This window comes from Brucella sp. LJL56 (assembly GCF_054871705.1).
Window position 1 is genome coordinate 51267 of sequence record NZ_JBTXLQ010000009.1, and the last position, 22174, is coordinate 73440.

Here is a 22174-nt window from a genome sequence, read left to right on the forward strand (position 1 = left end):
AATGACATCGGGAGGAGTCATGAACGAGCTGCATTCAGTCACCAAGACGGGAACACAGGATTTTCAGGGTTTCGCGAACGTCTACCGGCAACTTTATCCCGATGACGTTGTTCATATCCGCGAACCCCTGCAAGATGGTCGCGATGTCACCGCTCTGGTGGCCGCGCTGGCCGAAAAAGGCAAGACGCCCATGCTGGTCTGCGATCAGGTTCCGGGCAGCGAGGTGCCGCTGGTCACGAATGTGTTCGCGTCGCGCGAACGGATCGCCCGTATTTTCGGAACGAGTGTCTCTGAGCTTCATGGCGAGTATCAGAAACGCGCCAACACTCCGATCGAGCCTGAATATGTTGCCGATGGCCCGGTAATGGAACAGGTCGATGAGAGCAAGGACGTCGATCTCGACAAACTGCCGATGATCCGGCATTTCGAGAGCGACCGCGGACCCTACATCACAAATGCGATCATTGTTGCGAGCGATCCGGAAACCGGTATCGCCAATCTCAGCTATCACAGATCGATGCGGCACGCCCAGTCGGCGCTGGCAACAAGCTTGCATTCACGCGGTCATTTATGGCGCATGTATCAGACGGCGCGTGAAGCCGGTCGCCCGTTGCCGGTCGCGATGGTGATCGGAGCGCATCCGCTTTTCATGCTGGCCGCTTCGGCAAGGTTGCCGTTCGGTGCCGATGAGCGTGCTGTTGCTGGTGGGCTGATGCGCGAGCCGTTACGTCTTGTCAGGACGCCACGCTACGCCATCGGCGTTCCGGCGGCGGCGGAATATGTACTGGAGGGACACCTTGACCCTAACGCTCATGTCGAGGAGGGCCCGTTCGGTGAGTTTTCCGGTTATTCCTCGGATCGTTCGACCAATACGCTGTTTCACATAACGGCGGTCATGCGTCGCAAGGCGCCCTGGCTGGTCGATGTGGTGGGCGGAGCGACGGATGAGCATCTCAACCTTGCACGCCTGCCGCGGGAAGCTGAAATGTTCGAAAAGCTGAAGGCACGGTTCCCATCGGTGACGCGGTTGCACTACCCCACCTCCGGCACGCACTTTCATTGCTATGTGGCGCTGAAGCAAAGCCGACCCGGCGAGGCGCGCCAGGTCATGCTCGGCCTTCTCGGCTGGGACCCGTACTTGAAGACCGTTATAGCGGTTGATGACGATATAGACGTCACGCAGGACAGCCAGGTGCTGTGGGCTTTGGCCACGCATTTCCAGCCGCATCGTGATCTCTTCAGGATTGACGGTCTGCCGGGCAGCCCGCTCGATCCTTCCTCAAGCGCCGACGGCACGACGTCACGGCTTGCTCTCGATGCGACCCGAAGCCCGGATTTCCACGGTATTCGTGCGGTCATCGGCGACGATGCGCTGGGACGTGCGCGCGATCTGGTGGGTAGTCTGGCCGGGGTAAAACTGAGGAGAGCGGTGACATGAACGCCATTTCCCCAAGATCAGACGAATACCGCCCGCGCATGGTCGTCGGTATCAGCGGCGCATCGGGCTTCGTTTATGGCTTTCGCCTTCTCGAAATTCTGCAACGGCTCCAGATAGAAACCCATGTCGTCGTCAGCCGGTCGGCGCTTCTGACCATGACCCACGAGACAGACTATAAGCTCGCCGATATCCGCGATCTGGCAAGCTATCTCTACAAGTCCGACGATATGGCTGCCAGCATTTCGAGCGGATCCTTCAGGACCATGGGCATGGTCGTGGCGCCATGCTCAATGAAAACGCTGGCGGAAATAGCGCACGGCCTGTCGGGAAGCCTGATTAGCCGAGCGGGCGACGTCACGTTGAAGGAACGGCGCAAACTGGTGCTTCTGGTCCGGGAAACGCCTTTGACGCAAACCCATATCGCTAACATGCTGACCGTCACCCAGATGGGCGCAATCGTGACACCCCCTGTTCCGGCATTCTATGCCAGGCCCGCGAGCATCGCGGAGATGGTCGATCACACGGTGGGCCGGGTTCTCGATCTTTTCGATCTTGAGACAGGTGGCGTGCAGCGGTGGCTCAAGACGCCCTGATAACGAAAATCCAAGGGAGAAGAAACGATGTTGAAGACAGTCAAGGACAAGATTCCGGTCACCGTGCTTACCGGTTTTCTCGGCTCCGGCAAGACGACGCTGCTGAACTACATCCTGAAGGAAAATCACGGCATGAAGATTGCCGTGATCGAGAATGAATTCGGGGAAATCGGTATTGATGGCGATCTGGTCGTCGGCAGTACGGAAGAAATTTTCGAAATGACCAATGGTTGCGTATGCTGTGTGGCCGAAGCGCGTGATGATCTTTTGCGGGTTATACGCCAGTTGCTGGCCAGACCCGAACGTCTCGACCATATCATTATCGAGACGAGCGGACTTGCCGATCCCTATCCGGTTGCACAGACATTCTTCCTTGACGATCCGATCCGCAACGAAACCAATCTCGATGGCGTCATCACGCTGGTCGACGTCAAGCATATCCGCCAGCATCTGGACGATATTCATCTGGATGGCATCGACAATCAGGCGGTCGATCAGATCGTCTGTGCAGACCGCATCGTGCTCAACAAGGTGGATCTGGCGCGGGATGCTGATATCGGTGATGTGACCAAACGCATCCGCCACCTGAACGAAACTGCGGATATCGTCTTGTCGAGCTATGCGCAGATCGATCTGACCAAAATCCTGGGGCTGGCGGCCTTCGACCGCAATCGCAAAATGGCAGCCGAGATCGATTTCGACTGGCATGCACACAGTCATCATCACCATGATGATGACTGCAATCAGAAACATGCGGATCACGGTCGCGACCATGCATGGCTCGGTGATGCCAGCCATACGCATGACGTGTCGGTCACGTCGGTCGGCATCGAGCTTCCGGGTAATATGGACCCGCAGAAAATTTCGCGCTGGGTGCAGGAACTCAAGCGACAGAACAACGAGAATCTGTTCCGAATGAAAGGCATCTTTTCCGTGCAGGACGATGACTATTGCTACGTCCTGCACGGCGTTCACAACGAGATCGAGTTCCGCCCCAATCATCCATGGGCCGGAGACCAGCGTTCGAACAAGATGATCTTCATCGGGCGCAATCTCGACCGGGCTTCGCTGCAGGCCCGTATAGAAGCGTGCCGGGTGCCATAACCCACGACTGATCGGCTTCGGAGCTGGGAGTTTATCCGCCAAACTACATAGCGAGGGGATGATGTCCGAAGCCGGTTTGATGGAATACGTGAAGAAAACGTCGAGACAAGACGTCATGAAAGGAACGGCCACAAGTCGTTGGAAATTGACTCAATAAGGGGAACAACGATGACATCTGCAATACATCCAGTCGATGAAATACTACCAGCCAAGAAAACGCTCACTCTGGCGCTGCAGCACGTTGCTGTGTCCTATGTGGGATCGGTTGCGGTACCGCTGATTATCGCCAATGCGCTCGGCTTCAGCTCCGAGGAAACCATTATATTGATCAGTGCTACCTTCTTCTGTTCAGGTATCGCGACGCTGTTGCAAACCATCGGGTTCTGGCGTTTCGGCGTGCGTCTTCCGATCATGAACGGTGTTGCCTTTTCGAGTGTTTCGGCCATCATCGCTATCGGCTCCATGCCAGGAGTCGGTATAGCGGGGATTTGCGGAGCCGTGATCGCAGGCGGCATCTTCATCATGCTGATCGCACCGATCACCGGTCATCTGCGACGCTTCTTTCCACCGGTCGTAACGGGCTGCATTGTCACCGCCATCGGGGTGCAGCTTCTGCCGGAAGCCTATCAATGGGCAGGCGGCGGGCGGGGCCAGTCCGATTTCGGCGATCCGGCCTTTCTGGGCGTGGCGCTGCTGGTCCTGATCGTCATTCTTGCATTCAATCGGCTTGGATCACCGCTCCTGAAAAATCTGGCCGTGCTTTTCGGCATGGGGGCAGGGGCTATCGTCGCCTTTCTCTTGGGGATGGGCAATCTCAGTCCGGTTGAAACCGCTCCCTGGGTGACCGTTCCAACGCCGTTCCATTTCGGTCTACCGACTTTCGCCGTCCTGCCTTTTATGACGATCGTCATCGTCATGATCGTCCAGACGGTTGAATCCATGGGGCTGTTCATTTCGATCGGCGAGATCGTTGACAAGGATGTGACGCCTGAACAGGTCGCCGATGGCGTGCGCGCCAACGGTCTGGCCAGCGCGGTTGCGGGTGTCTTTGCCGGGTTCCCCTTCATTGCTCATATGGAAAATGTCGGGCTCATCATTTTGAGTGGCGTGCGCAGTCGCTGGGTTGTTGCCCTGTGCGGCTTTATGCTGTGCGTTATCGCCTTCTTTCCAAAGTTCGGTGCAGTCCTCGCGGCGGTGCCCGCTCCGGCACTCGGCGGCGCAGCAGTGGCGATGTTCGGCATTGTCGCGGCGGCTGGCATCCAGTCGCTGTCCAAGGTCGATTATGCGAATAATCAGTACAACATTCTGATTGTCGCACTGACGCTGGCCATCGCTTTCATTCCGATCATGTCACCCAATCTGTTCCAGCAACTGCCGGACTGGACGCAGTCTATCCTGCATTCGAGTGTCGTGGTCGCTTGCGTGGTTTCAGTGACGCTCAATCTTGTCCTTAACGGTTTGGGAGACCGCAATCAGGCACATGATGGTCATCTGGCCGTGGCGAAGTCCCAGACAGACGGCGGCTGAACATAACCAGCTACGGGGTCGGGCGTGCTGCCCGGCCTGCGAGCGGAAGCTTCGCACCTGTCGTCACAGACATCGCCGAAGACGGCAGGCGACATAAGCCCGTTCTACCCTTTCAGTTCCATTCAGATAATGAGGTTTCACGATGGACAATTTGTTCCAGCAATCCGCCGCGCCGCGCCGTCGTCTTGTCCGGGGAGGTATGGTCGCAGTCGGCGCCAGGAATGCCCGACAGGCCGATATGCTGATTTCCGAAAAGGGCGTCATCCTAGATATTGCATCCGACATCGAGCTTGAAGATGACATGCAGCTCATCGATGCGGAAGGCTGCATTGTTTCGCCGGGTCTGGTGGACATGCACCAGCATCTCGACAAGACAGGCGTACTGCGTTTCGCGCCCAACCCGTCGGGCACTTTGCAGGGCGCGCGCGACGCTTTCGCAAAATATGCACGGCAGGCCCCGCCCGACGATATTTTCAAGCGGGCATCCAGAACCATCGAGCGTTGTCTCAGCCGCGGCACCACGGCTATCCGCAGCCATGTGAATGTGGACAAGGATGCAGGCTTCAACGGTATAGAGGCGCTAGCGAAACTACGATCGGACTGGGCCGACCGGGTGAAACTGCAGCTCGTGGCTTTCCTGATCCCGCATCCGGGGCAGGATCTGGACTGGCTGGAGGCCAACATCGATCGCGCGGTCGCGCTGGCCGATGCCGTTGGGGGCACGCCCGCAGTGGCGGAAGACCCGGAGCACTATCTCGATATCCTGTTCGCCGCTGCGGCACGCCATGGCCGTCCGGTCGACCTGCATCTCGATGAACATCTCAATCCGCAACGCCCGCTTTTTAATGCTGTTTTTGAGCGGGTCCGCCGCTATGGTCTGGAGGCGCGCACCGTGCTCAGCCATGCTTCGGTTCTCAGTGCGATGGACCGGCCGGATTTCGAAGCGATCCTGGAGCAGATCGTTGCGTTGAAGCTCGGTGTTGTCACGCTGCCTGCGGCCAATCTTTATCTGCAGGCGCGCGATTGCGACAAGCTGCCGCCACGCGGACTGACGCGGGTGGCCGAGATCGTGCGGGCCGGTGTGCCTATTGCCACTGCCTCCGACAATATCGAAGACCCTTTCGTTCCGACCGGCTCCGGTGACATGTTGGAAATCGCACGCTGGACCCTGCTCGCGGGTCATCTCAAGGGCGACGAACTTGCCACCGCCTACGCGATGATTACGGCGATCCCTGCAAAACTAATGGGGCTCAAGGAATATGGCTTGCATCGGGGAGCGCAGGCTGATTTTCTGCTGGCCAAAGCCGAAAGCATCGACGGCTTCGTGGCCGGCGGAACACCACATTTGCGTGTTTTCTCCAACGGAACGCTTGTATCGGAGACGCAAATCGCCACGGTGACCGAGGCGAAGACGCAATCCGTCGTGCGTGAAACGGCCTGAGACGTCGCGTGCTCCGGATAAAAGCGGGGGAGATGCGATGGCCGGGGGATTGGCAAAGCGACTGACAGTATTCGGCATGGTTATCCTGCGCGAAGCGATCAGCGTCTATTGGACGCTGATCAAGATCATGCTGCCGGTGATGGTCCTGACACAACTGGCAATCGAGATGGATTTGATCAAGGCCATCTCGCCCGCCTTCGCTCCGGTCATGCAGTTCGTTGGACTGCCCCCGGAGGCGGGTTTCGTCTGGGCGATGAACCTGCTCGTTGGCGTATGGAGCGGGGCGGTGGTGATGTTTGCCGTGTTGCCGGTCGACACGCTGACCACAGCGCAGGTGACGATTCTCGGTTCGCTCTTCCTCTTCGCCCACGCCATTCCCATTGAACAGCGTATCGTGCAAAAAGCGGGTCCGCGCTTGATCGTTTCTACCTTGATCCGGCTTGGTGGCGGGCTTGTCTTCGCATGGGGGATCAACCTGATTTCCAGCCATACCGGCTGGCTGGCGGAACCGGCTGCGCCGAGCTGGGTGCCGGGCCACTACGATTCAGGCTGGAACAGCTTCGTTGCCGACACTGCTTCCACGCTGGTCTGGATATTTGTTGTTCTGCTTGGTCTGGTGGCCGTGCTGAGGATAATGGACGCGCTTGATGTGACGCGCTTCCTGAACCTGCTTCTTTCACCCCTGTTGCGCCTGCTCGGCATAGCGAAGGATGCCGCTCCATTGACCGTCGTCGGACTGGTGCTGGGTCTGTCCTATGGCGGGGGCCTCATCATTCGCGAAGCGCAACGCGGGCACATTCAGCCTCGGGATGTCTTTCTCGCGTCGAGTTTCATGGGCCTCTGCCACAGCCTGATCGAGGATACGCTGATCGTGGTGGCTCTTGGCGCGGATATCTATGTCGTGCTGTTTGGACGTCTGATTTTCTCCGTGCTCCTGATCGCGATATTTGCCAGACTCCTGCGTGGAACGGGCGATGTCTTTTTCTTCCGCTTCCTTTATCGGGACACGCAGCATGGCAAATCGCGATCGCAATACCGACCGGTGACAGAGCAGCCATTGGATTCATAAATGCTGAATTTGATCGTGCTTCAGTTTGAACTGGAACAGGGTGAAGAACGCGCAGCGGAACGATCGCTGACGACGCGCCAAGAGTCATGAAGCCAGAACAAAACAGATGCTGATCTGTCCCAAGTGTGCCTCTCAACCCAAACGCTTTCTTTCAAGCGCGATCTGGCTGGCGAGCCGTGCAGTTTCCTCGTCGGAAATAAGAACGTTGCCGGTCCCGGACAGCAGAGCTGCGGCAAGCGCCTCAGCCTTGTTGAGGCCGCCCGAGGCAAACACTACCGTTGGCACGTTTTTCAAAGTGTCGAAGGAAGGCGCTATAGCGCGCTGATTGATCGGATGATTGATCGGCGATCCGTTCTTGTCGATAAACTGCGCCATGATATCGCCGCAAGCACCTGCCGCGATCAACTCCTCCAGCTTGACATCGCTCGGCAATCCATAGCGCACTAACAGGGAGCGCGGGGTCATGTCGCCGATACTGACGATGATAATATCGTTCTTTCGAATCTGCTCGAAGGCATTCTCGAAAACATCCTGGCTCACGATCGCGTCCCGCGACTGAGGACTGCCGGCATAGATCGGTGCTGCGAGATAGGCGCACTGGGCGTTGAGCTGGCGTGCAAGATCGCTCGCAATATCGAATGTATTGATTTCGATCCCGTGCGTTAATCCACCCAGCACCGAGTTCACGGAGACGTCAGGGCGCTTCATCATTGGAATATGGCGCACCATTTCACGCAATGTGGCGCCCCAGCCAACGCCGATTCCCGATATTGCGGTGGTGTTCAGTTGAGTGACAAGATAGTCGGCTGTCGCCTGCCCGACCAGAACCGGCACGAGATCGGCGTTGTCGGGCGTGGGTACAATGCTTGCATGATGCAAAGAAAAATCGGCTACAAGCTGCTGTTCAAGTTCGACGCACGAAGCCAGCCGGGAGTTCAGCGTGATCGTCACCAGCCCAGACCGGCGCGCTTCGGCAATGATCTTGTTGATGCGCAATCGATTGGTGGAAAGTGCCTGGGCTATTTCTCCCTGAGTGCGGCCTTCCATGAAGTACTGCCAGACCACACGCATCTGCATTCGCTCGTCAGCGTGAACGGCTGAAGAATTTTGCGTCGGCTTCCCGTTCATCGTCTGAACCTCATTTTTCTGTCATGCAAATTCGCTGTTCGGCGTCCTGGTTTGAAGACGTTTGTCCATCCCTGATTAGCAGCGCTTTCCTTGTTCGAAAAGATATTTGCAAGATCGGCTGTATAGCGTGCCCTTCTTCCCTTCCAACTCATATCGCATAGGAATTTACAAATGTAAATTAATATTGACACTTGTATGAATGCTCTTCTAGATTGAACGCACCAAACGAAAGCCAATGGGAGAAAAAGGCTATGCCACGAGCAAACCAGACGACGAAGCCGCTTCGAGGTTTCTCCTGGCGACTCAATTTTGGTGCAATTTGGTGAGCGCGATGAACAGCATGTGCTTGACGAACGAGCTCGAGAATATTGCGCTGGTCATTTTCGATTGCGACGGCGTGCTCATCGATAGTGAACCCCTCGCCAGCCGGACGCTTGCCGAAATGCTGCAGGAAGCCGGAATATCTATTGATGCGCGGGAGGCACATGTCAGGTTCACTGGCAATTCGGAACCGGCAATTCGCAGGATATGCGAAGAAGAGTTCGGTTTGACGGACGTTGATGAGCGTTTTGAAGCCTGGCACGAAAACCTCTACCGAGAATTCGGCCGTTCACTTAGGTCGATGCCGGGCATGGATGCGGTGGTTGCGAGTATCAATCGCCCCAAATGTGTGGCCTCTAACAGTTCTCTGGACCGTTTGCAGAAAAGCTTGGGAAGGCTCAATCTCTGGGAGCATTTTTATCCGGCTGTGTTCAGCGCTCAAATGGTGGCCAAGCCCAAGCCCGCTGCAGACCTTGTTCTGCTTTGCGCGGAGAAATTTCAGGTCAGGCCGGAGCATTGCGTGATGATCGATGACAGTCCGCATGGAATAGTAGCCGCTGTAGCGGCAGGAGCTGTGGCAATAGGATTTGTCGATCCGGCAGATCCTAGGCCTGATCGCGCATCCCTTCTGATGGCCAGTGGGGCGTCGTTCATCGCCCATGGTGCAGCAGAATTGCCAGTCGCGATATCTGCGGCCAATAATTTGCTCGGTGAAGCAAACAGGGTGGCTTGAACGCCGTGTTACATTTGCAAGATTGCACCAACAACTGTAAGCTTTTATTCGATGCGGTGAATTGATCTAATCAGTTTACAATCCGGGGAACGAAAAAATGGCCCGCGTCATACAGATTTCAGATACCCATCTTGGCCGCCGGAAGGCGCATTTCGTGGGCAACTGGCAACCCTTGCGAGACTGGCTTGTCAGTCAGAATCCGGATCTCATCATTCATTCCGGCGACATCAGCGTGGATGGTGCGGATGTCGATGATGATTTTGTATTCTGTCACGAGATCATGGCGGATCTGCCGGCTCCGATGCTTGTCGTTCCGGGAAATCACGACGTTGGCGAACCGAAAAACGTGCATCAGCCGACTGACAATCATCGTCTGGAGCGCTGGAACCGCCGGTTTGGCAAGGATTTTTGGGCGAAAGACGAGGGAAACTGGCGTCTGATCGGTTTTGATTCCATGATCCTCAGTTCTGGTCTTGCAGCCGAAGAAGAACAGTTTCACTGGCTGGAACAACAGATGGATAATGCGAATGGCCGCCGCATCGCATGGTTTTGTCATCAGCCGTTGTTCATAGATAGTTGGGATGACGTCGATAATGGTTATTGGTCGGTCAAGCGTGAACCACGTGGCCGACTGCAGGATTTGGTCAAGCGTTTCGGCGTTGATCTCATTGCCAGTGGCCATCTTCATCTTTCGCACGATTTTGTTCTCGACGGGGTTCAGTTCGTCTGGTGCCCGTCGGCTGCGTTCGCAGTCGGTCCCGAGATGCAGCCGCCGCTGGGCGGTGAAAAGCAGCTTGGCGCGGTGCGTTATGAATTCTCGGATGCGGGTTTCACATTCGAACGCGTGCATCTGCCAGAGCTGACGATGATGTGGATCGATGACGTCGTGCACGAAGTTTACCCCCCGCGATAAATTGGCGGACGACGAATGCTGGAGGAGAGCTTTTGTCCCAGGTTGATATTCAGAACATAAGCAAATCGTTCGGCACTCTTCGGGTGTTGGATGACATCAATATTTCGATCCGTGACGGGGAGTTTCTTACACTCGTCGGCCCATCCGGCTGTGGGAAATCAACCTTGGTGCGCATTATTGCCGGCCTGGAAAGGCAAACCTCCGGCACGATTTGCGTGGATGGTTCGCCTGTGAACCATTTGCGCCCCCACGAACGCAAAGTGTCCATGGTTTTTCAGAGTTATGCGCTCTATCCACATATGACTGTTTTCGACAATATCGCCGTTCCGCTAACGGTTGAAAAACTGAGTCTCTTCGAGCGAATTCCACTTCTGAAATATCTGTCCCCCCGGCGTAAAAGGCTGATGCACGGGATCGGCGAACAGGTGGAATCCGTCGCCGCGCAATTGAAAATAGAAGCTCTTCTTGGGCGAAAACCCGCTCAGCTTTCGGGCGGGCAACGCCAGCGCGTTGCCCTCGGCAGAGCAATGGTTCGCCAGCCGCGCGCCTTCCTTATGGATGAACCGCTGTCCAATTTGGACGCAAAACTGCGCGTCCATATGCGTACCGAACTGACGGAACTACATAGGCGCATGCGGGCGACTTTCATTTATGTCACCCATGATCAGACCGAGGCCATGACCATGTCGGATCGTGTCGCGATGATGGATGGCGGCAAGGTACAACAGCTTGGAACACCGTCTGAGCTTTACGAGCGGCCCGCCAATCTGGAAGTGGCCCGTTTTATTGGAAGTCCGACAATAAACACGATGGCTGCCGCCGTCGGACAAGGCGGTCGCGTGGAGATACAGGGCAGGTCCCTCGGTATCGCCGTCGATTTGGCCCAGGGCCAGAATGTGACCCTGGGTATCAGGCCAGAGGCGCTCAGCTTGCTTACGAACGAGCGGACATCCGCATACCGGTCGATCATCGACGCGCGCTTGCGCCGCATGGAGAATCTTGGGGCCGAATTCCTCTACCATTTCGATCTGACCGGCACTGACGCGAACAGCTTTATCGTACGGGCGGCTTCTTCTCATAACGCTATCCATGAAGGGGACATCGTGCGGCTCACCTTCGATCCCGCTCTTTGTCATATTTTCGGCTCCGATGGACGTCGGGTGGAAAAAACGCCTGTGCTTTTATCGGGCGATGAGGCAGGGAGGCCGAAACATGGCTCCATCGTCTGAGAATGCCGTTACCTTCGGGAATGGGAGACGAGTTTTCATCGAGAAACTGACAGGGCTCGGGCTTGCAGGGCCAGCGTTGCTTCTGCTCCTGCTGCTACATATCGTGCCTCTGATCATGCTGGTCGTTTTGAGCCTCACCGACTATCAACTGGGTGACCTCGCGTTGAATTTTGTCGGCCTCAAGAACTTTTCGAGCGCCTTGCAGGACGATGCGTTTCGACGGTCGCTTTTCAATACCTTCATCTACGTAGCCATCGTCGTTCCTGGTTCGGTCGGTCTCGGCCTTTTGTTTGCACTCCTCATTCATGGCAGAAAACAAAGTCGGGCGATCTATGAGGTGATATTCTTCCTGCCAGTCACCGCGACCCTCATCGCCATGGCGTCGGTTTGGAAATTTCTACTCCACCCTACTCTCGGCCCTATCAACGCAGTTATCGTTGCGCTGGGCTTCGAACCGGTGAACTTTCTCAGCGATCCCTCTTATGCGCTGCCGACGCTAGCGGTCATCGGCATCTGGCAGCTCGTCGGTTTCAATATGGTGTTGTTTCTGGCGGGGCTCTCTTCAATCCCCAAAGATCTCTATGAAGCCGCAGATATTGACGGCGCAGCGGGCGTGATCGACAGGTTTCTAACCGTAACCTGGCCCATGCTCGGACCGACGACTATGTTCGTCCTCATCACGACGTCGATCACCGCCTTCAAGGTGTTTGATACTGTGGTTGCTATAACGCGGGGCGGTCCGCAGGATTCTACCAATGTGATCCTCTACGCGATTTATCTGGAAGGTTTCCAGTATTTCTCGACTGCCTACGCCGCTGCCCTGACGCTGGTCTTCCTGACATTTATTCTGATTTTTTCCGGTATCCAGACCTTTTTCATCGATAGGAGGGTCCACTATTGATAGCGCAACACAACGAAACCGCTGCAATCGGCAACCCGCCAGCCCGAAATTCGACGAGATTGAAAAAGGGTCTGATGTTTCTGACGGTCCATGGAATCCTGGTCCTCGGTGCGATCTTCATTCTCATGCCGTTCGTCTGGATGCTTGTGACATCGATCAAGCCGCCGAACGAGATCTTCAGTGCGCAGTTGCGATTGTGGCCAACACAGTTTTATGGCGTCGAAAATTACAGCTTTGCGCTTGAAAGCGCACCTCTGCTTCGCTTTGCCTTGAATGGCATCATTGTTTGTGCCGGGATACTTCTGGTGCAGCTAATTGTGGCCATTCCCTGCGCCTATGCGCTGGCCAAGCTGGAATTCACTGGTCGCAACGTATTTTTCGTTCTGATCCTGCTCGCATTGGCCATACCCATACAGGTGCCGGCGCTTCCACTTTACATAGGTCTGGCCTGGGTCGGTCAGTTGAATACCTATTTCTCGATGATGCTGCCGTTTTTCCTGTCGGCCTTCGCGATCTTCCTGTTCCGGCAGTTCTTCAGGAGTTTTCCCGATGACATCATTAATGCCGCGCGTCTGGATGGCATGGGGGAGCTGGAAATCATCTGGCGTATTGTCACGCCAAGCGCCATGCCTGCCATTGCGGCATTCTCGGTCTTTTCGATCGTAGCGCATTGGAACGATCTTTATTGGCCGCTCATCGTGATTTCCGACAACCAGCTCGCACCCCCACCGCTTGGAATGCTGCTCTTTGCGGATGCCGAAACCGGTTCGAATTACGGTGCACTGACGGCTGCAGCAGCCATGCTGACTGCGCCTTTGGTGATCTGTTTCCTGATTGCTCGCAAACGCTTCATTCAGGGCATCACCATGACCGGCGTTAAATAAAAAGCCTCAATAAATAGAAGAGTTTTATCCAGGGAGGAACCAATGAAACACATAGCAAAACTCATCGCTGCCGGTGTTTTGACAATGCAGATGACGGGGCAGATGACGGGAACAACGCTGGCCGCCGACGTAACGCTGGACGTGCTCTATGCTCAGCCGGGCTTCGCAAAGTTTCACGATCCGATCGCACAGGCCTTCATGAAGGAGCATCCAGACATAAAAATAAAATTCCGGGCTCCAGCGAAGGATTACGATGAAGGGCACCTTCTGATGCAGCGGCTCGCCGTGACCAATCAGTTGCCCGACATCTATTTCCCAGGCTACCATCTGCTGCCGGAACTTGCGCGCACATTGTCCAAGCGCAAACAGATTACCGACCTGAAACCGTTTCTGGACGCTGAACCGGAAAGCTGGAAAACGGAGAATTATTCGCAGTCGATGCTCAACTTGGGCATCGTTGACAGCGTCAAATACGGAATGGCCTTCAATGCGTCGCTTCCCATTATATATGTGAATGAAAACGCAGTAGAGAAAGCTGGTCTGGACCCAAAGGAAGTACCATCCAGTTGGGACGATCTGCTGGCGCGCGCCAAAAAAATCCATGACGCGGACCCGAAAATGGCGGGTATCGGTTATACAATCTACGACTGGCCCGACGACTGGCTCTGGCAGACCATTTTGCGTCAGGAAGGGACACAACTCGTTGATCCTGAAACCGGAAAGGCCGGTTTCAACAATGAGAAGGGTCTGGCAGCCCTGAAAATTCTTCGCCGTATGGTGACCGATGGTGGCGAGACCTTGCTGGAATTCGAACAAGCGCGCCAGCAGTTCGCCGCGGGCCAGACGGCCTATTTTGTAGACACTCCGGCACGTCTCGCACAGATTATCGGTCTGGTTGGAGATCGCTTTAAACTGAACACGATGACAGTGCCGCTCGATGACAAGGAGAATGGTGGCTTTCCCACTGGTGGCGCAGCCGGGATCATTCTTTCGCAAGATGAAGCCGTGCAGAAAGCTGCATGGGAATATCTGAAATTCGCTACCGGCCCGAAAGGGCAGACTATTGTGGTGGAAACAACGGGTTATCTGCCGACAAACAAGCTGGCTAACGGTGCTGACTATCTTGCTCCATTCTACGAAAAGGAGCCGCGTTTCAAAACGGTGGCATCAGAGATAGAACAGGCGCGACCATGGGAAGGTTATCCGACGGGTTCATCGGTTCGCATCTGGCGAGCAGCACGCGATGTCATCGCCAAGGTAATGCGGGGTGATCTTACCCCCGAAGACGGCCTTCCTGCTCTCGTAAAAACGGTCGATGAGATGACCCAATAACGGTCACGCACCAATGCAGATAAGCACGGGCTTAGTGTTCGCTAAGCCCGTGTGTGCTTTTCGGGTTCATTTTTAGCAGGTTTGCACCAATAATCTTGGTCACCGCGTTCGGCTCGTTTCAAGCGCAGCACCACGGGTTAGGGTTTGAGGCTGATCCAGTATGAACCTTCAAAGGGAACGGCTGCGAAACGGCGGTTAATCTCCGTCAGTGTCGCTTCGGGGCTGAGATCGACAAACAACTCCGGTCGCAGCCAGACAGCAAAGGCCTCTGCCGCCAGGATGTTCAGGGGAACGGCGTTGAAAAAGTTCCACAGTCCATGTACGCGTCGATCCTCTACGGCATCCAAACCGGCGCGGAAAGGATTCTTCAAGGCGTTTGAAAGTGTGTCGCGGGCTTCCTGCTCGCTTACGCCCGGTCCAATCGAGAAGCCGCTATATTTACCCCCTGGGGATGAGGTGGCGATGTAAACTTGGGGGTCGGCGGCGACAATATACTCGCTGCTGATCACGGCCCCCTGGGACGGACCGTCGGCGGCAATGTTTCGGCTGCCGGTCAGCGTAATGAACTCGCCCATACTGTCTCGCCCATAAGCGTAGCAGCATTGTTCGGAATTGGGAAAGGCTTCAAGCAATACAGTAGGCCCGGCCCCATTCGTCGCCACCCGATCACGAATTCGCGCAATGCGCTCGTCATAGAAATCGGCAAAAGCGTTTGCCTGCTCCTCGCGGTTGAGTACCTTGCCCAACAGGCGCATGTTCTTCGAGGTATTTTTGAGTGCATGGTTGCCGAAATCGACCACGATCACCGGTACGCCCATTTTCTCGAGATAGGTGATCGCCTGCATACCTTCTTCATTGCGCATCTGCCAGTCTGAAAGAATGGCCAAATCGGCTTTTACAGAAACGATCTTCTCGACCGAAACTGTCATGCCGTCACCAATGATCGGGACCTTGTCAAGCTCCGGAAAACGTTGTCTGAAACTGGCATAGATTTCCGGGTTGTCCCCCTTGAGGTCATCGGCCCAGCCGGCCAGCACGCTGACGGGATCGGGATGGATAAGCGACAATGCAATCAGATTGAAGCCGCTGCCAAGCAATACGGACTTTGGCTGGGCGGTAATGGTGACGTCCCGGTCAAGGGCATCCTTGACATGAATGGGATAAGTCACTTCTGCAACTGCGCTGTTACCGAGAGCGAGCCACATCACAGTCAAACAGACAACCAGACGGATCATTTCATTGCCTTCTCAGTTCGGGTAGCGCACATAATTCACCGCATCCTGCAACACCTGGCAGTTTGTAGCGCAGACAGCAGATCTTGCGGCGGCACAAATTTGCGCCATGATCTGCTTCCTGGCGCAGACAGCCAAAAAACGGGTTGCGCGTTCCATCGGCGAAAGTCTGTGTTTCAAACAGCGGACGACACGGCCAGCCTTCATCAGAATGATCTTCCGCCGCGCTGTTGACGGCGTAATCGATATAGACTGCCGCATTATTCCAGGCGAGCCGCGGTGAGATGCCGGCGCGGTCCTTGAGGACCTGAACAACAGTGTTCAAGTGATTTTTTGCGACATGGCTGATCACGTCCATGACATCCAGCGCATCACACGCCCGCCCGCCATTGAGCAAGCCAAAGGAACGTGGCAAGCCCTGCTCATTGATGGCAATGGTCATATTCTCCAGCTCGACCGGAAGGGCCACTCCGTTCTGTCTGGCGCAGATATAGGGAATGACCAGCAGAGAAAAATAATAGAGCGACCAGAACGACGAAACCGCCCGCAGATCGGCATCGGGATAGGCAGCCGCGCATTTATGCAGAGTTTTCGTCAATTGAGCGCCGTGCAGAAACTCCTGCACAGGCATACCGTCAGTCAGTTCGGATGACAGCATCATACTGTCGGCGCACCATGCATTTTCACCATGGAACAGTGCTCTCAGGCCCTGCGGCCTGAGAGCTTCATTTTGTGTATCGGCGTCTACCATGAATATTTCAGGCTGCCGACAACGGTTCGGCCCTGATCGCGATAACAGAAACCTGCCGAGCAGACCGGCTTGCGGGTGTCGAAAAGGTTGGTGGCGTTGACCTGCAGTTTTACGCCTTCATAGTCCTTCTTGATAGCGCCAAAGTCGAAATCGATCGCTGCGTCGACAAAGGCGCGCGAACTGTTTTTCATGGTATTTTCGTCATTGCCGTAACTTGAACCGACAAAGCGCACGCCCGTGCCGACGCCCAGACCGTAGAGGATGCTGTTTTCTGGCAACTTATAATGCGCCCAGGCCGATGCCATGTGGGTCGGTACGGACGAGATTTCATTGCCTACCGTACCTTCCGGCCCGTCTTTGATGCTGGTCTGCATATAGCTGTACGACGCGATGAGAGACAGGCCATTGTCGAGACTGGTGCTGGCTTCCAATTCCAGACCACGCGAGCGTAGTTTACCACGCTGTACCTGAATGTTGGCCGGCCCGGTATCCAGTTCAACCACTTCGTAATAGAGGCCATTGTCCTGATTGATGTTGAATAGAGCGGCCGTTATCAGGGTATTGCTGTTGGGCAACTGGTACTTGATCCCGATTTCCTGCTGCTCACTCTCCGTTGGCTTGAACGGGTTACCGGTTTCCTGGTTTACACCGGCGTTGGGCGAAAACGCCGTCGAATAGCTGGCATATGGCGTAATACCCCAAGGCGTCTCGTAAGTCAGTCCGGCACGCCATGTGAAGGCCTTGTCGTTCTGGTCAGAATCGCTGGATGTATTGGTTGTCAGGTCGCTGCTTTTGGTGTCGGTGCTGACCCAGTCCTGGCGGCCACCGAGGGTGAAAGTCCAGGCATCATAGCGGATCTGATCCTGTAGATAGATACCAGCCATGAACTGGTCCTGAACGTCTTTTGTCTGGAAGTCGATCGGTGCTACAGGGCGCCCCATGGACGGATGTCTGGTATCCAGCGGCGGCGTATAGCCATAGCCGTTCAATCCCTTCCATTGCAGTTTTGTCAGATCAATGCCGGTCAGCAGTTGGTGTTCCAGATTGCCTGTATCGAAATTCGCTTCCAGTTGATTATCGATGGTGAAACTGGTCAGACGTTCTTCAAAAGTTCCCGCACTGCTGTCGAGAAGGAATGGATCGTCTTCATTGGCCTGATAGGCAAAAGCCCAATCGGCTCCGATCTTGGTCGAGGCAAGGCGGGCATTCTGGCGGAACACGAAAGTATCGTTTATGCGCTTTTCAAATTCATAGCCTATGCGCCCCTGTGTTTGTACAGAGTCGTTGAAAGCGGTGTTGCCTGCAAAAATGTCGGATACCTTGCCCGTAACGGCATCATAATAATAAGCAGCAGTGCCGCCAGTCTTGGTGCGGGAGAACTCGCTAAGAACGGTCAAGCGGGTGTCTTCATCCGGTTTCCACGTAAAAGCCGGTGCGATGTAAATGCGATCATCAGGAACGGACGGCTGTTCAGTATCGGCGTTGCGCCAAAGGCCGGTCAGTCGATAGTAAAGCGGGTCACCTTCCTTGACCGGTCCGGACAGATCAAACTGGGTCTGATAACGATTGTTGGTACCGTATTGAATCTGCACCTCATGAAGCGGAGTTTCCGTCGGACGCTTGCTGATCAGGTTGAACAGACCGCCTGCACCGGACGCGCCGTAGAGGGCTGACGATGGGCCGCGCAAAATGGAAACGCCTTCCAGACCATAAGGTTCTGTCTTGAAGAGTGCTGAACTCGCTCCCGGCTGGCGCAGATTGTCGCGAAAGACGCCGGTATAAGTGACATCGAAACCGCGCACCGTGAAGGAATCAAAGCGCGGATCAAAGCCGTAGCCACCAACGCGCGCGCTGGGTGTATAGGCAATGGCGTCGAGCAGGGTCTGCGGATTACGATCTTCAAGCTGCTGTTGGGTGACTGAGGAAATAGACTGTGGGGTCTGCACAAACGGGGTGTCGATCTTGGCGCCGGTAGCACTGCTGCGCGCCACATAACCGTCTGCATCAATCACACCACCGCTACCGCCATCAATGACGATCTTGTCGAGGACGATTGCGCCACTCTCTGCCTGAGGAGGGGTGGTCTGGTCCTGCGCCATTGCCGTAGAGGCAAGGGCAATCAGGGATGTGCCAGCCAGAATTGTGCGGCGAAGAGGCATGCAGTCTGAGCGCATATGGAATATTCCCAACATGAGTATAACAATCATGACTGTTATACTCATGTATCCGTGCTGGCAAGAAATTACCTGATAAAACAAGTCATGTTTTTGTGCCTGTAATCATCCTGCAACACTTCGGCTGATGCGGCGTTCAACGCTCAATACTGGCTTCGCCTCGCGTGGTTGAAATGACAGGATCGAGGAATAAAAGATCGGAACGATGAGCTGATCTGACTAGCCCCAGCGGCCGGTTTCGGCAACTAAGGCAGGAGGGCCGGATTAGGCGGTGGAAGAGCTCAGCTTGACGATCCACATGACAAATAGTGCGCCTGACGAAGAAATTCTCGTCAACGCGCGGCCTCCTCTTTTTAGAGCGCATCCCGAAAAGTGTGAAACGGTTTTCGGAACAAGATGCGCGTAAAGACAGAAAGATAGAGCATTCCCAATGATTCAATCAAAACAGGAAATGCTTTGGTGGATTGAATTTGACGTTTGAATCCCGGCTGATGCAGATGCTGTTTCAAACATCAAATTCGAAAAATCCGCTAGATGGATATACTTGCTCGTGGTCTTTTTGATTCCGACATTTGTCCAATGCTTGTAGCCGACGGATGCAGATGTCGGAACAAGACCACTAGTTGGATTGTTTCCCGTCAACTTCCTTGTAAGCTGCATCGAGGAAGCTGGTGTCGATCCACTTGTCGTAGTCAACTGAACCCTTGAGCAATTTGGCATCGGCCATGAATTGCTCTTCGACCTTAAGCGCAGCGAGTGCTTCGGGGATAATTCTGGGGTCCTGGTAAAACACGTTATTCCGGTAGGTCTGGCGAACCGACTTCTCTGACGACTTTGTTTCGGCAACGAAAATCTTGATCGTTTCTTCGGGATGGGCGTCGGCCCAGCGTGCTGTCTCGATATCGACCTTCAAGAGGCGCTTGACGATCTCGGGATGTTTGCGGACAAAGTCTCCATTCGCGGAAATGAGAAATGGGGCCGACCATTCCGGGTGCGAGGAGGCGTCGAGGATGACGCGGGCCTGACGCGCTTCGACGAGTTTTGCGGCGACGTCGCCGCTTTCGACGACGGCATCCACATCACCGCGCACCAGGGCCGGGCCTGAAGCATCAAAGGCGAGGTTGAGAGACTCTACGTCGTCAAGAGACAATCCGACCGACTTGAGAGCCTTGGCGAAGATTGAATGACGGACTGTTCCTGTGAGATAGGCGACCTTCTTGCCCTTCAGATCTTGCAGCGATCTGATCGACGAGTTTGTGTTGACGATAATCGCTGAACCGTTTTCCTTGATGAAGCTGGAAAGGCCGATTGCTTTGACATCCGCACCGGCTGCGGCGACCCGCAACGCTGGATTGTTGCCGGTGTAAATGAACTCTACGGCTCCAGTTGCAAGGGCCGTTGTTGCTTCGGAACCGCCGTTGGTGAAAGCGATGAACTCGACCTTGATGCCATCTTCCTCAAATTCCTTGGCAAGCGTGCCATTGTGTCTTTCGAGGATGAATTTCAAGTGGCCGGGCGCCGTGCTGCCGATACGGATCACACCGGGCTTGTCGTCGGCAAAAGCAGGCGATGAGGGGGTAAGGTTGCCGAGTGCGAGTGCCACAAGGCCACTCAACACGACGCGGCGCAGGATGGGAGAATTGAAAACGGTCATACGGTGTTTCCCTTGAGAGCAGGTTGATGTTGATGTGAGCTCAGGCGTGGGAGATGTCGGAACTGCCTTTCCAGGCGGTGGCCCAGCGTTCGAACCAGACCAGCAGATAGTTCACCAGCAGCCCGATTGCGGTCATGGTTATGATGCCGGCATACATATCGGCGGTTTCCATCATGAGCTGCGATTGCTGGATCAAAAATCCGAGGCCGGATTTCGCAGCAAGCATCTCTGCGCCGATTACCGCGAAGATGGAGGCTTTGACGGCAAGCCGCATGCCTGAGACGATCGAAGGAATGCTGGCTGGCAAGATGACTTTCCGGAACATATCGATGTCCGATGTGCCCATTGAGCGTGCCGCCTTCAACAGCAGTGGATCGACGGATTTGACGCCCGAGATCGTATTGATCAACAGAAAGAAGATCGACGAATAGAAGGTAATCGCAATCTTTGATGCTTCGCCTATACCGAGCAGGAGGATGAAGACTGGCAGCAACGCAAATTGCGAGGTGTTGCGCAGCGTCTGCACGAGAAGATCAGAAACTTTTTCGAACAGGGGGTAACGCCCCATCAGAAAGCCGAGCGGCACCGCAACGATGACGGCCAGGACGAAACCAATCGCCGCCCGTTGCAGACTTATACCGATATTGGTCGTCAGTGTGCCGTCGAGCATCATCGCGTACCATGCCTCTGACACTTCGCTCAGCGGAGGAAAAAAGATACGATTGAGCCAGCCGAGCCGCGGTGCGATCTCCCACAGTGCCAGGAAAACCAGGAGCAGGGGCAAGCCGTACGCAAATGTGCCGACTTCGGGCAGCTTGATTTTCCAAGCTCGCCCTTTTCCCCTCTTGGAAGAAGAGCGCGCACCGAATGCGGTCTTATCGGTTAGATAGGCCATCGTAGTGGACTCCTTCAGTGGGCATAGTCAGGCGCAAGCACCCAGTCCTTTTGTGCCTTGTTCACTTCATCACGAAGCGCTTCCCACACGCGGCTGCGATGCCGGTTGAATTCGGAACTGGCGCGGATATCACTGCCACGAGGCCTCGGAAGATCGACATCGATTATCTCCTTCACCGTGCCCGGACGTGCAGTCATGACGACGATCCTGTCCGCGAGGTAGATCGCCTCATCAATCGAGTGGGTAACAAAAACAACAGTTGTTCTTATCTTCTCCCAAATGCGAAGCAACTCGGTCTGGAGAATCTCCCGTGTCTGCGCATCGAGTGCCGCGAAGGGCTCGTCCATGAGCAGAACTTCAGGGTCGGTGACGAGAGCCCTGGCGATTGCAACGCGCTGTTGCATGCCGCCCGAAAGCTGATTGGGGAACCGGTCTTCGAATCCGGAAAGTCCGAAAAGTGAAAGGAAGTAGCGCGCCTTATCGGTGCGCTCCCGCTTCGAGATACCATGCAGTTCCAGCGCATATTCGATGTTGGACAATGCTGTGCGCCATGGAAACAGGGCATATTGCTGGAAGACGTAGCCCGTCTTCGGGTCCGGCTTGACGATACGCTTGCCGTCGATGCTGACGATGCCGTTGGAAGCCGCTGTCAGTCCGCCGATAATGTCGAGCAAGACGGACTTGCCGCTGCCACTCGGCCCCACCAGTGTTATGAACTCACCCCTCTGGATGGCAAGATCGACGCCATTCAGGACAGTGACGCTGTCGGAGGTGCGGCCATCGATCAAAACTGACTGTCCGGGCTTCAGCCGGAATGTCTTGTGGACGTCAGTCACTGTGATGCGGTCCATTTGA

General features: G+C 55.3%; 19 protein-coding genes. 12 read left to right on the forward strand and 7 right to left on the reverse strand.

Going from position 1 to position 22174, the window contains the following annotated elements; genetic code table 11:
- Positions 1-19 precede the first annotated feature (19 nt).
- From ACYSN1_RS19600 to ACYSN1_RS19625, 6 genes are all read left to right on the forward strand, one after another.
- The gene (locus tag ACYSN1_RS19600; RefSeq protein WP_461727203.1) at positions 20-1438 is read left to right on the forward strand and encodes a UbiD family decarboxylase; all 1419 of its coding nucleotides are present in this window, start codon (positions 20-22) and stop codon (positions 1436-1438) included.
- Entirely contained in the window at positions 1435-2031 is a 597-nt protein-coding gene (locus ACYSN1_RS19605; RefSeq protein ID WP_461727204.1) for a UbiX family flavin prenyltransferase, read from the forward strand. The genes ACYSN1_RS19600 and ACYSN1_RS19605 overlap by 4 nt, the downstream gene beginning before the upstream one ends.
- Positions 2032-2058: 27 nt before the next feature.
- The gene (locus tag ACYSN1_RS19610) at positions 2059-3135 is read left to right on the forward strand and encodes a CobW family GTP-binding protein (RefSeq protein ID WP_461727205.1); all 1077 of its coding nucleotides are present in this window, start codon (positions 2059-2061) and stop codon (positions 3133-3135) included.
- 168 nt (positions 3136-3303) lie between these two features.
- A complete protein-coding gene (locus ACYSN1_RS19615) occupies positions 3304-4662 on the forward strand; it encodes a nucleobase:cation symporter-2 family protein (protein WP_461727206.1) in 1359 nt (452 codons plus the stop codon).
- A 142-nt stretch (positions 4663-4804) separates the two neighbouring features.
- Positions 4805-6103, forward strand: a complete 1299-nt coding sequence (locus ACYSN1_RS19620; RefSeq protein ID WP_461727207.1) for an amidohydrolase family protein — start codon at positions 4805-4807, stop codon at positions 6101-6103.
- Between the two features lie 37 nt (positions 6104-6140).
- Positions 6141-7172, forward strand: a complete 1032-nt coding sequence (locus ACYSN1_RS19625; protein ID WP_461727208.1) for a nucleoside recognition protein — start codon at positions 6141-6143, stop codon at positions 7170-7172.
- Between the two features lie 132 nt (positions 7173-7304).
- Here ACYSN1_RS19625 and ACYSN1_RS19630 read toward each other — a convergent pair whose 3' ends face one another.
- Positions 7305-8300, reverse strand: coding sequence for a sugar-binding transcriptional regulator (locus ACYSN1_RS19630; protein WP_461727209.1), 996 nt, complete (start codon positions 8298-8300; stop codon positions 7305-7307).
- Positions 8301-8631: 331 nt separating this feature from the next.
- Between ACYSN1_RS19630 and ACYSN1_RS19635 the strand changes: the two genes are divergently transcribed.
- The 6 genes from ACYSN1_RS19635 to ACYSN1_RS19660 all read left to right on the forward strand — a co-directional run bounded on the left by ACYSN1_RS19635 (position 8632) and on the right by ACYSN1_RS19660 (position 14613).
- On the forward strand, positions 8632-9354 hold the full coding sequence (locus ACYSN1_RS19635; RefSeq protein ID WP_461727340.1) for an HAD family hydrolase: 723 nt from the start codon (positions 8632-8634) through the stop codon (positions 9352-9354).
- A 97-nt stretch (positions 9355-9451) separates the two neighbouring features.
- Positions 9452-10267 (forward strand): metallophosphoesterase family protein, encoded by an 816-nt coding sequence (locus tag ACYSN1_RS19640; protein ID WP_461727210.1) that lies wholly within the window; start codon positions 9452-9454, stop codon positions 10265-10267.
- A 32-nt stretch (positions 10268-10299) separates the two neighbouring features.
- Positions 10300-11496, forward strand: a complete 1197-nt coding sequence (locus ACYSN1_RS19645; RefSeq protein ID WP_461727211.1) for an ABC transporter ATP-binding protein — start codon at positions 10300-10302, stop codon at positions 11494-11496.
- Positions 11480-12397: a carbohydrate ABC transporter permease gene (locus tag ACYSN1_RS19650; protein WP_105543709.1), complete on the forward strand. Its 918-nt coding sequence runs from the start codon at positions 11480-11482 to the stop codon at positions 12395-12397. Before ACYSN1_RS19645 ends, ACYSN1_RS19650 begins: the two co-directional genes overlap by 17 nt.
- 74 nt (positions 12398-12471) lie before the next feature.
- Positions 12472-13281 (forward strand): carbohydrate ABC transporter permease, encoded by an 810-nt coding sequence (locus ACYSN1_RS19655; protein ID WP_461727212.1) that lies wholly within the window; start codon positions 12472-12474, stop codon positions 13279-13281.
- Positions 13282-13323: 42 nt separating this feature from the next.
- A complete protein-coding gene (locus tag ACYSN1_RS19660; RefSeq protein WP_461727213.1) occupies positions 13324-14613 on the forward strand; it encodes an ABC transporter substrate-binding protein in 1290 nt (429 codons plus the stop codon).
- 137 nt (positions 14614-14750) lie between these two features.
- Here ACYSN1_RS19660 and ACYSN1_RS19665 read toward each other — a convergent pair whose 3' ends face one another.
- The 6 genes from ACYSN1_RS19665 to ACYSN1_RS19690 all read right to left on the reverse strand — a co-directional run bounded on the left by ACYSN1_RS19665 (position 14751) and on the right by ACYSN1_RS19690 (position 22170).
- A complete protein-coding gene (locus ACYSN1_RS19665) occupies positions 14751-15848 on the reverse strand; it encodes an ABC transporter substrate-binding protein (RefSeq protein WP_461727214.1) in 1098 nt (365 codons plus the stop codon).
- Between the two features lies 1 nt (position 15849).
- Positions 15850-16596 (reverse strand): siderophore-iron reductase FhuF, encoded by a 747-nt coding sequence (gene fhuF, locus ACYSN1_RS19670; RefSeq protein ID WP_461727215.1) that lies wholly within the window; start codon positions 16594-16596, stop codon positions 15850-15852.
- The gene (locus ACYSN1_RS19675; protein ID WP_461727216.1) at positions 16590-18770 is read right to left on the reverse strand and encodes a TonB-dependent siderophore receptor; all 2181 of its coding nucleotides are present in this window, start codon (positions 18768-18770) and stop codon (positions 16590-16592) included. The genes fhuF and ACYSN1_RS19675 overlap by 7 nt, the downstream gene beginning before the upstream one ends.
- Positions 18771-19389: 619 nt before the next feature.
- Positions 19390-20424, reverse strand: a complete 1035-nt coding sequence (locus ACYSN1_RS19680) for an aliphatic sulfonate ABC transporter substrate-binding protein (RefSeq protein ID WP_461727217.1) — start codon at positions 20422-20424, stop codon at positions 19390-19392.
- A 40-nt stretch (positions 20425-20464) separates the two neighbouring features.
- The gene (locus tag ACYSN1_RS19685; protein ID WP_461727218.1) at positions 20465-21319 is read right to left on the reverse strand and encodes an ABC transporter permease; all 855 of its coding nucleotides are present in this window, start codon (positions 21317-21319) and stop codon (positions 20465-20467) included.
- A 14-nt stretch (positions 21320-21333) separates the two neighbouring features.
- The gene (locus ACYSN1_RS19690; RefSeq protein WP_461727219.1) at positions 21334-22170 is read right to left on the reverse strand and encodes an ABC transporter ATP-binding protein; all 837 of its coding nucleotides are present in this window, start codon (positions 22168-22170) and stop codon (positions 21334-21336) included.
- Between the last annotated feature and the right edge of the window lie 4 nt (positions 22171-22174).

Coding starts and splice junctions, on each gene's coding strand:
- ACYSN1_RS19600 (WP_461727203.1), top strand. CDS start 20: ATGAACGAGCTGCATTCAGTCACCAAGACGGGAACACAGGATTTTCAG.
- ACYSN1_RS19605 (WP_461727204.1), top strand. CDS start 1,435: ATGAACGCCATTTCCCCAAGATCAGACGAATACCGCCCGCGCATGGTC.
- ACYSN1_RS19610 (WP_461727205.1), top strand. CDS start 2,059: ATGTTGAAGACAGTCAAGGACAAGATTCCGGTCACCGTGCTTACCGGT.
- ACYSN1_RS19615 (WP_461727206.1), top strand. CDS start 3,304: ATGACATCTGCAATACATCCAGTCGATGAAATACTACCAGCCAAGAAA.
- ACYSN1_RS19620 (WP_461727207.1), top strand. CDS start 4,805: ATGGACAATTTGTTCCAGCAATCCGCCGCGCCGCGCCGTCGTCTTGTC.
- ACYSN1_RS19625 (WP_461727208.1), top strand. CDS start 6,141: ATGGCCGGGGGATTGGCAAAGCGACTGACAGTATTCGGCATGGTTATC.
- ACYSN1_RS19630 (WP_461727209.1), bottom strand. CDS start 8,300: ATGAACGGGAAGCCGACGCAAAATTCTTCAGCCGTTCACGCTGACGAG.
- ACYSN1_RS19635 (WP_461727340.1), top strand. CDS start 8,632: ATGAACAGCATGTGCTTGACGAACGAGCTCGAGAATATTGCGCTGGTC.
- ACYSN1_RS19640 (WP_461727210.1), top strand. CDS start 9,452: ATGGCCCGCGTCATACAGATTTCAGATACCCATCTTGGCCGCCGGAAG.
- ACYSN1_RS19650 (WP_105543709.1), top strand. CDS start 11,480: ATGGCTCCATCGTCTGAGAATGCCGTTACCTTCGGGAATGGGAGACGA.
- ACYSN1_RS19655 (WP_461727212.1), top strand. CDS start 12,472: ATGTTTCTGACGGTCCATGGAATCCTGGTCCTCGGTGCGATCTTCATT.
- ACYSN1_RS19660 (WP_461727213.1), top strand. CDS start 13,324: ATGAAACACATAGCAAAACTCATCGCTGCCGGTGTTTTGACAATGCAG.
- ACYSN1_RS19665 (WP_461727214.1), bottom strand. CDS start 15,848: ATGATCCGTCTGGTTGTCTGTTTGACTGTGATGTGGCTCGCTCTCGGT.
- fhuF (WP_461727215.1), bottom strand. CDS start 16,596: ATGGTAGACGCCGATACACAAAATGAAGCTCTCAGGCCGCAGGGCCTG.
- ACYSN1_RS19675 (WP_461727216.1), bottom strand. CDS start 18,770: ATGCGCTCAGACTGCATGCCTCTTCGCCGCACAATTCTGGCTGGCACA.
- ACYSN1_RS19680 (WP_461727217.1), bottom strand. CDS start 20,424: ATGACCGTTTTCAATTCTCCCATCCTGCGCCGCGTCGTGTTGAGTGGC.
- ACYSN1_RS19685 (WP_461727218.1), bottom strand. CDS start 21,319: ATGGCCTATCTAACCGATAAGACCGCATTCGGTGCGCGCTCTTCTTCC.
- ACYSN1_RS19690 (WP_461727219.1), bottom strand. CDS start 22,170: ATGGACCGCATCACAGTGACTGACGTCCACAAGACATTCCGGCTGAAG.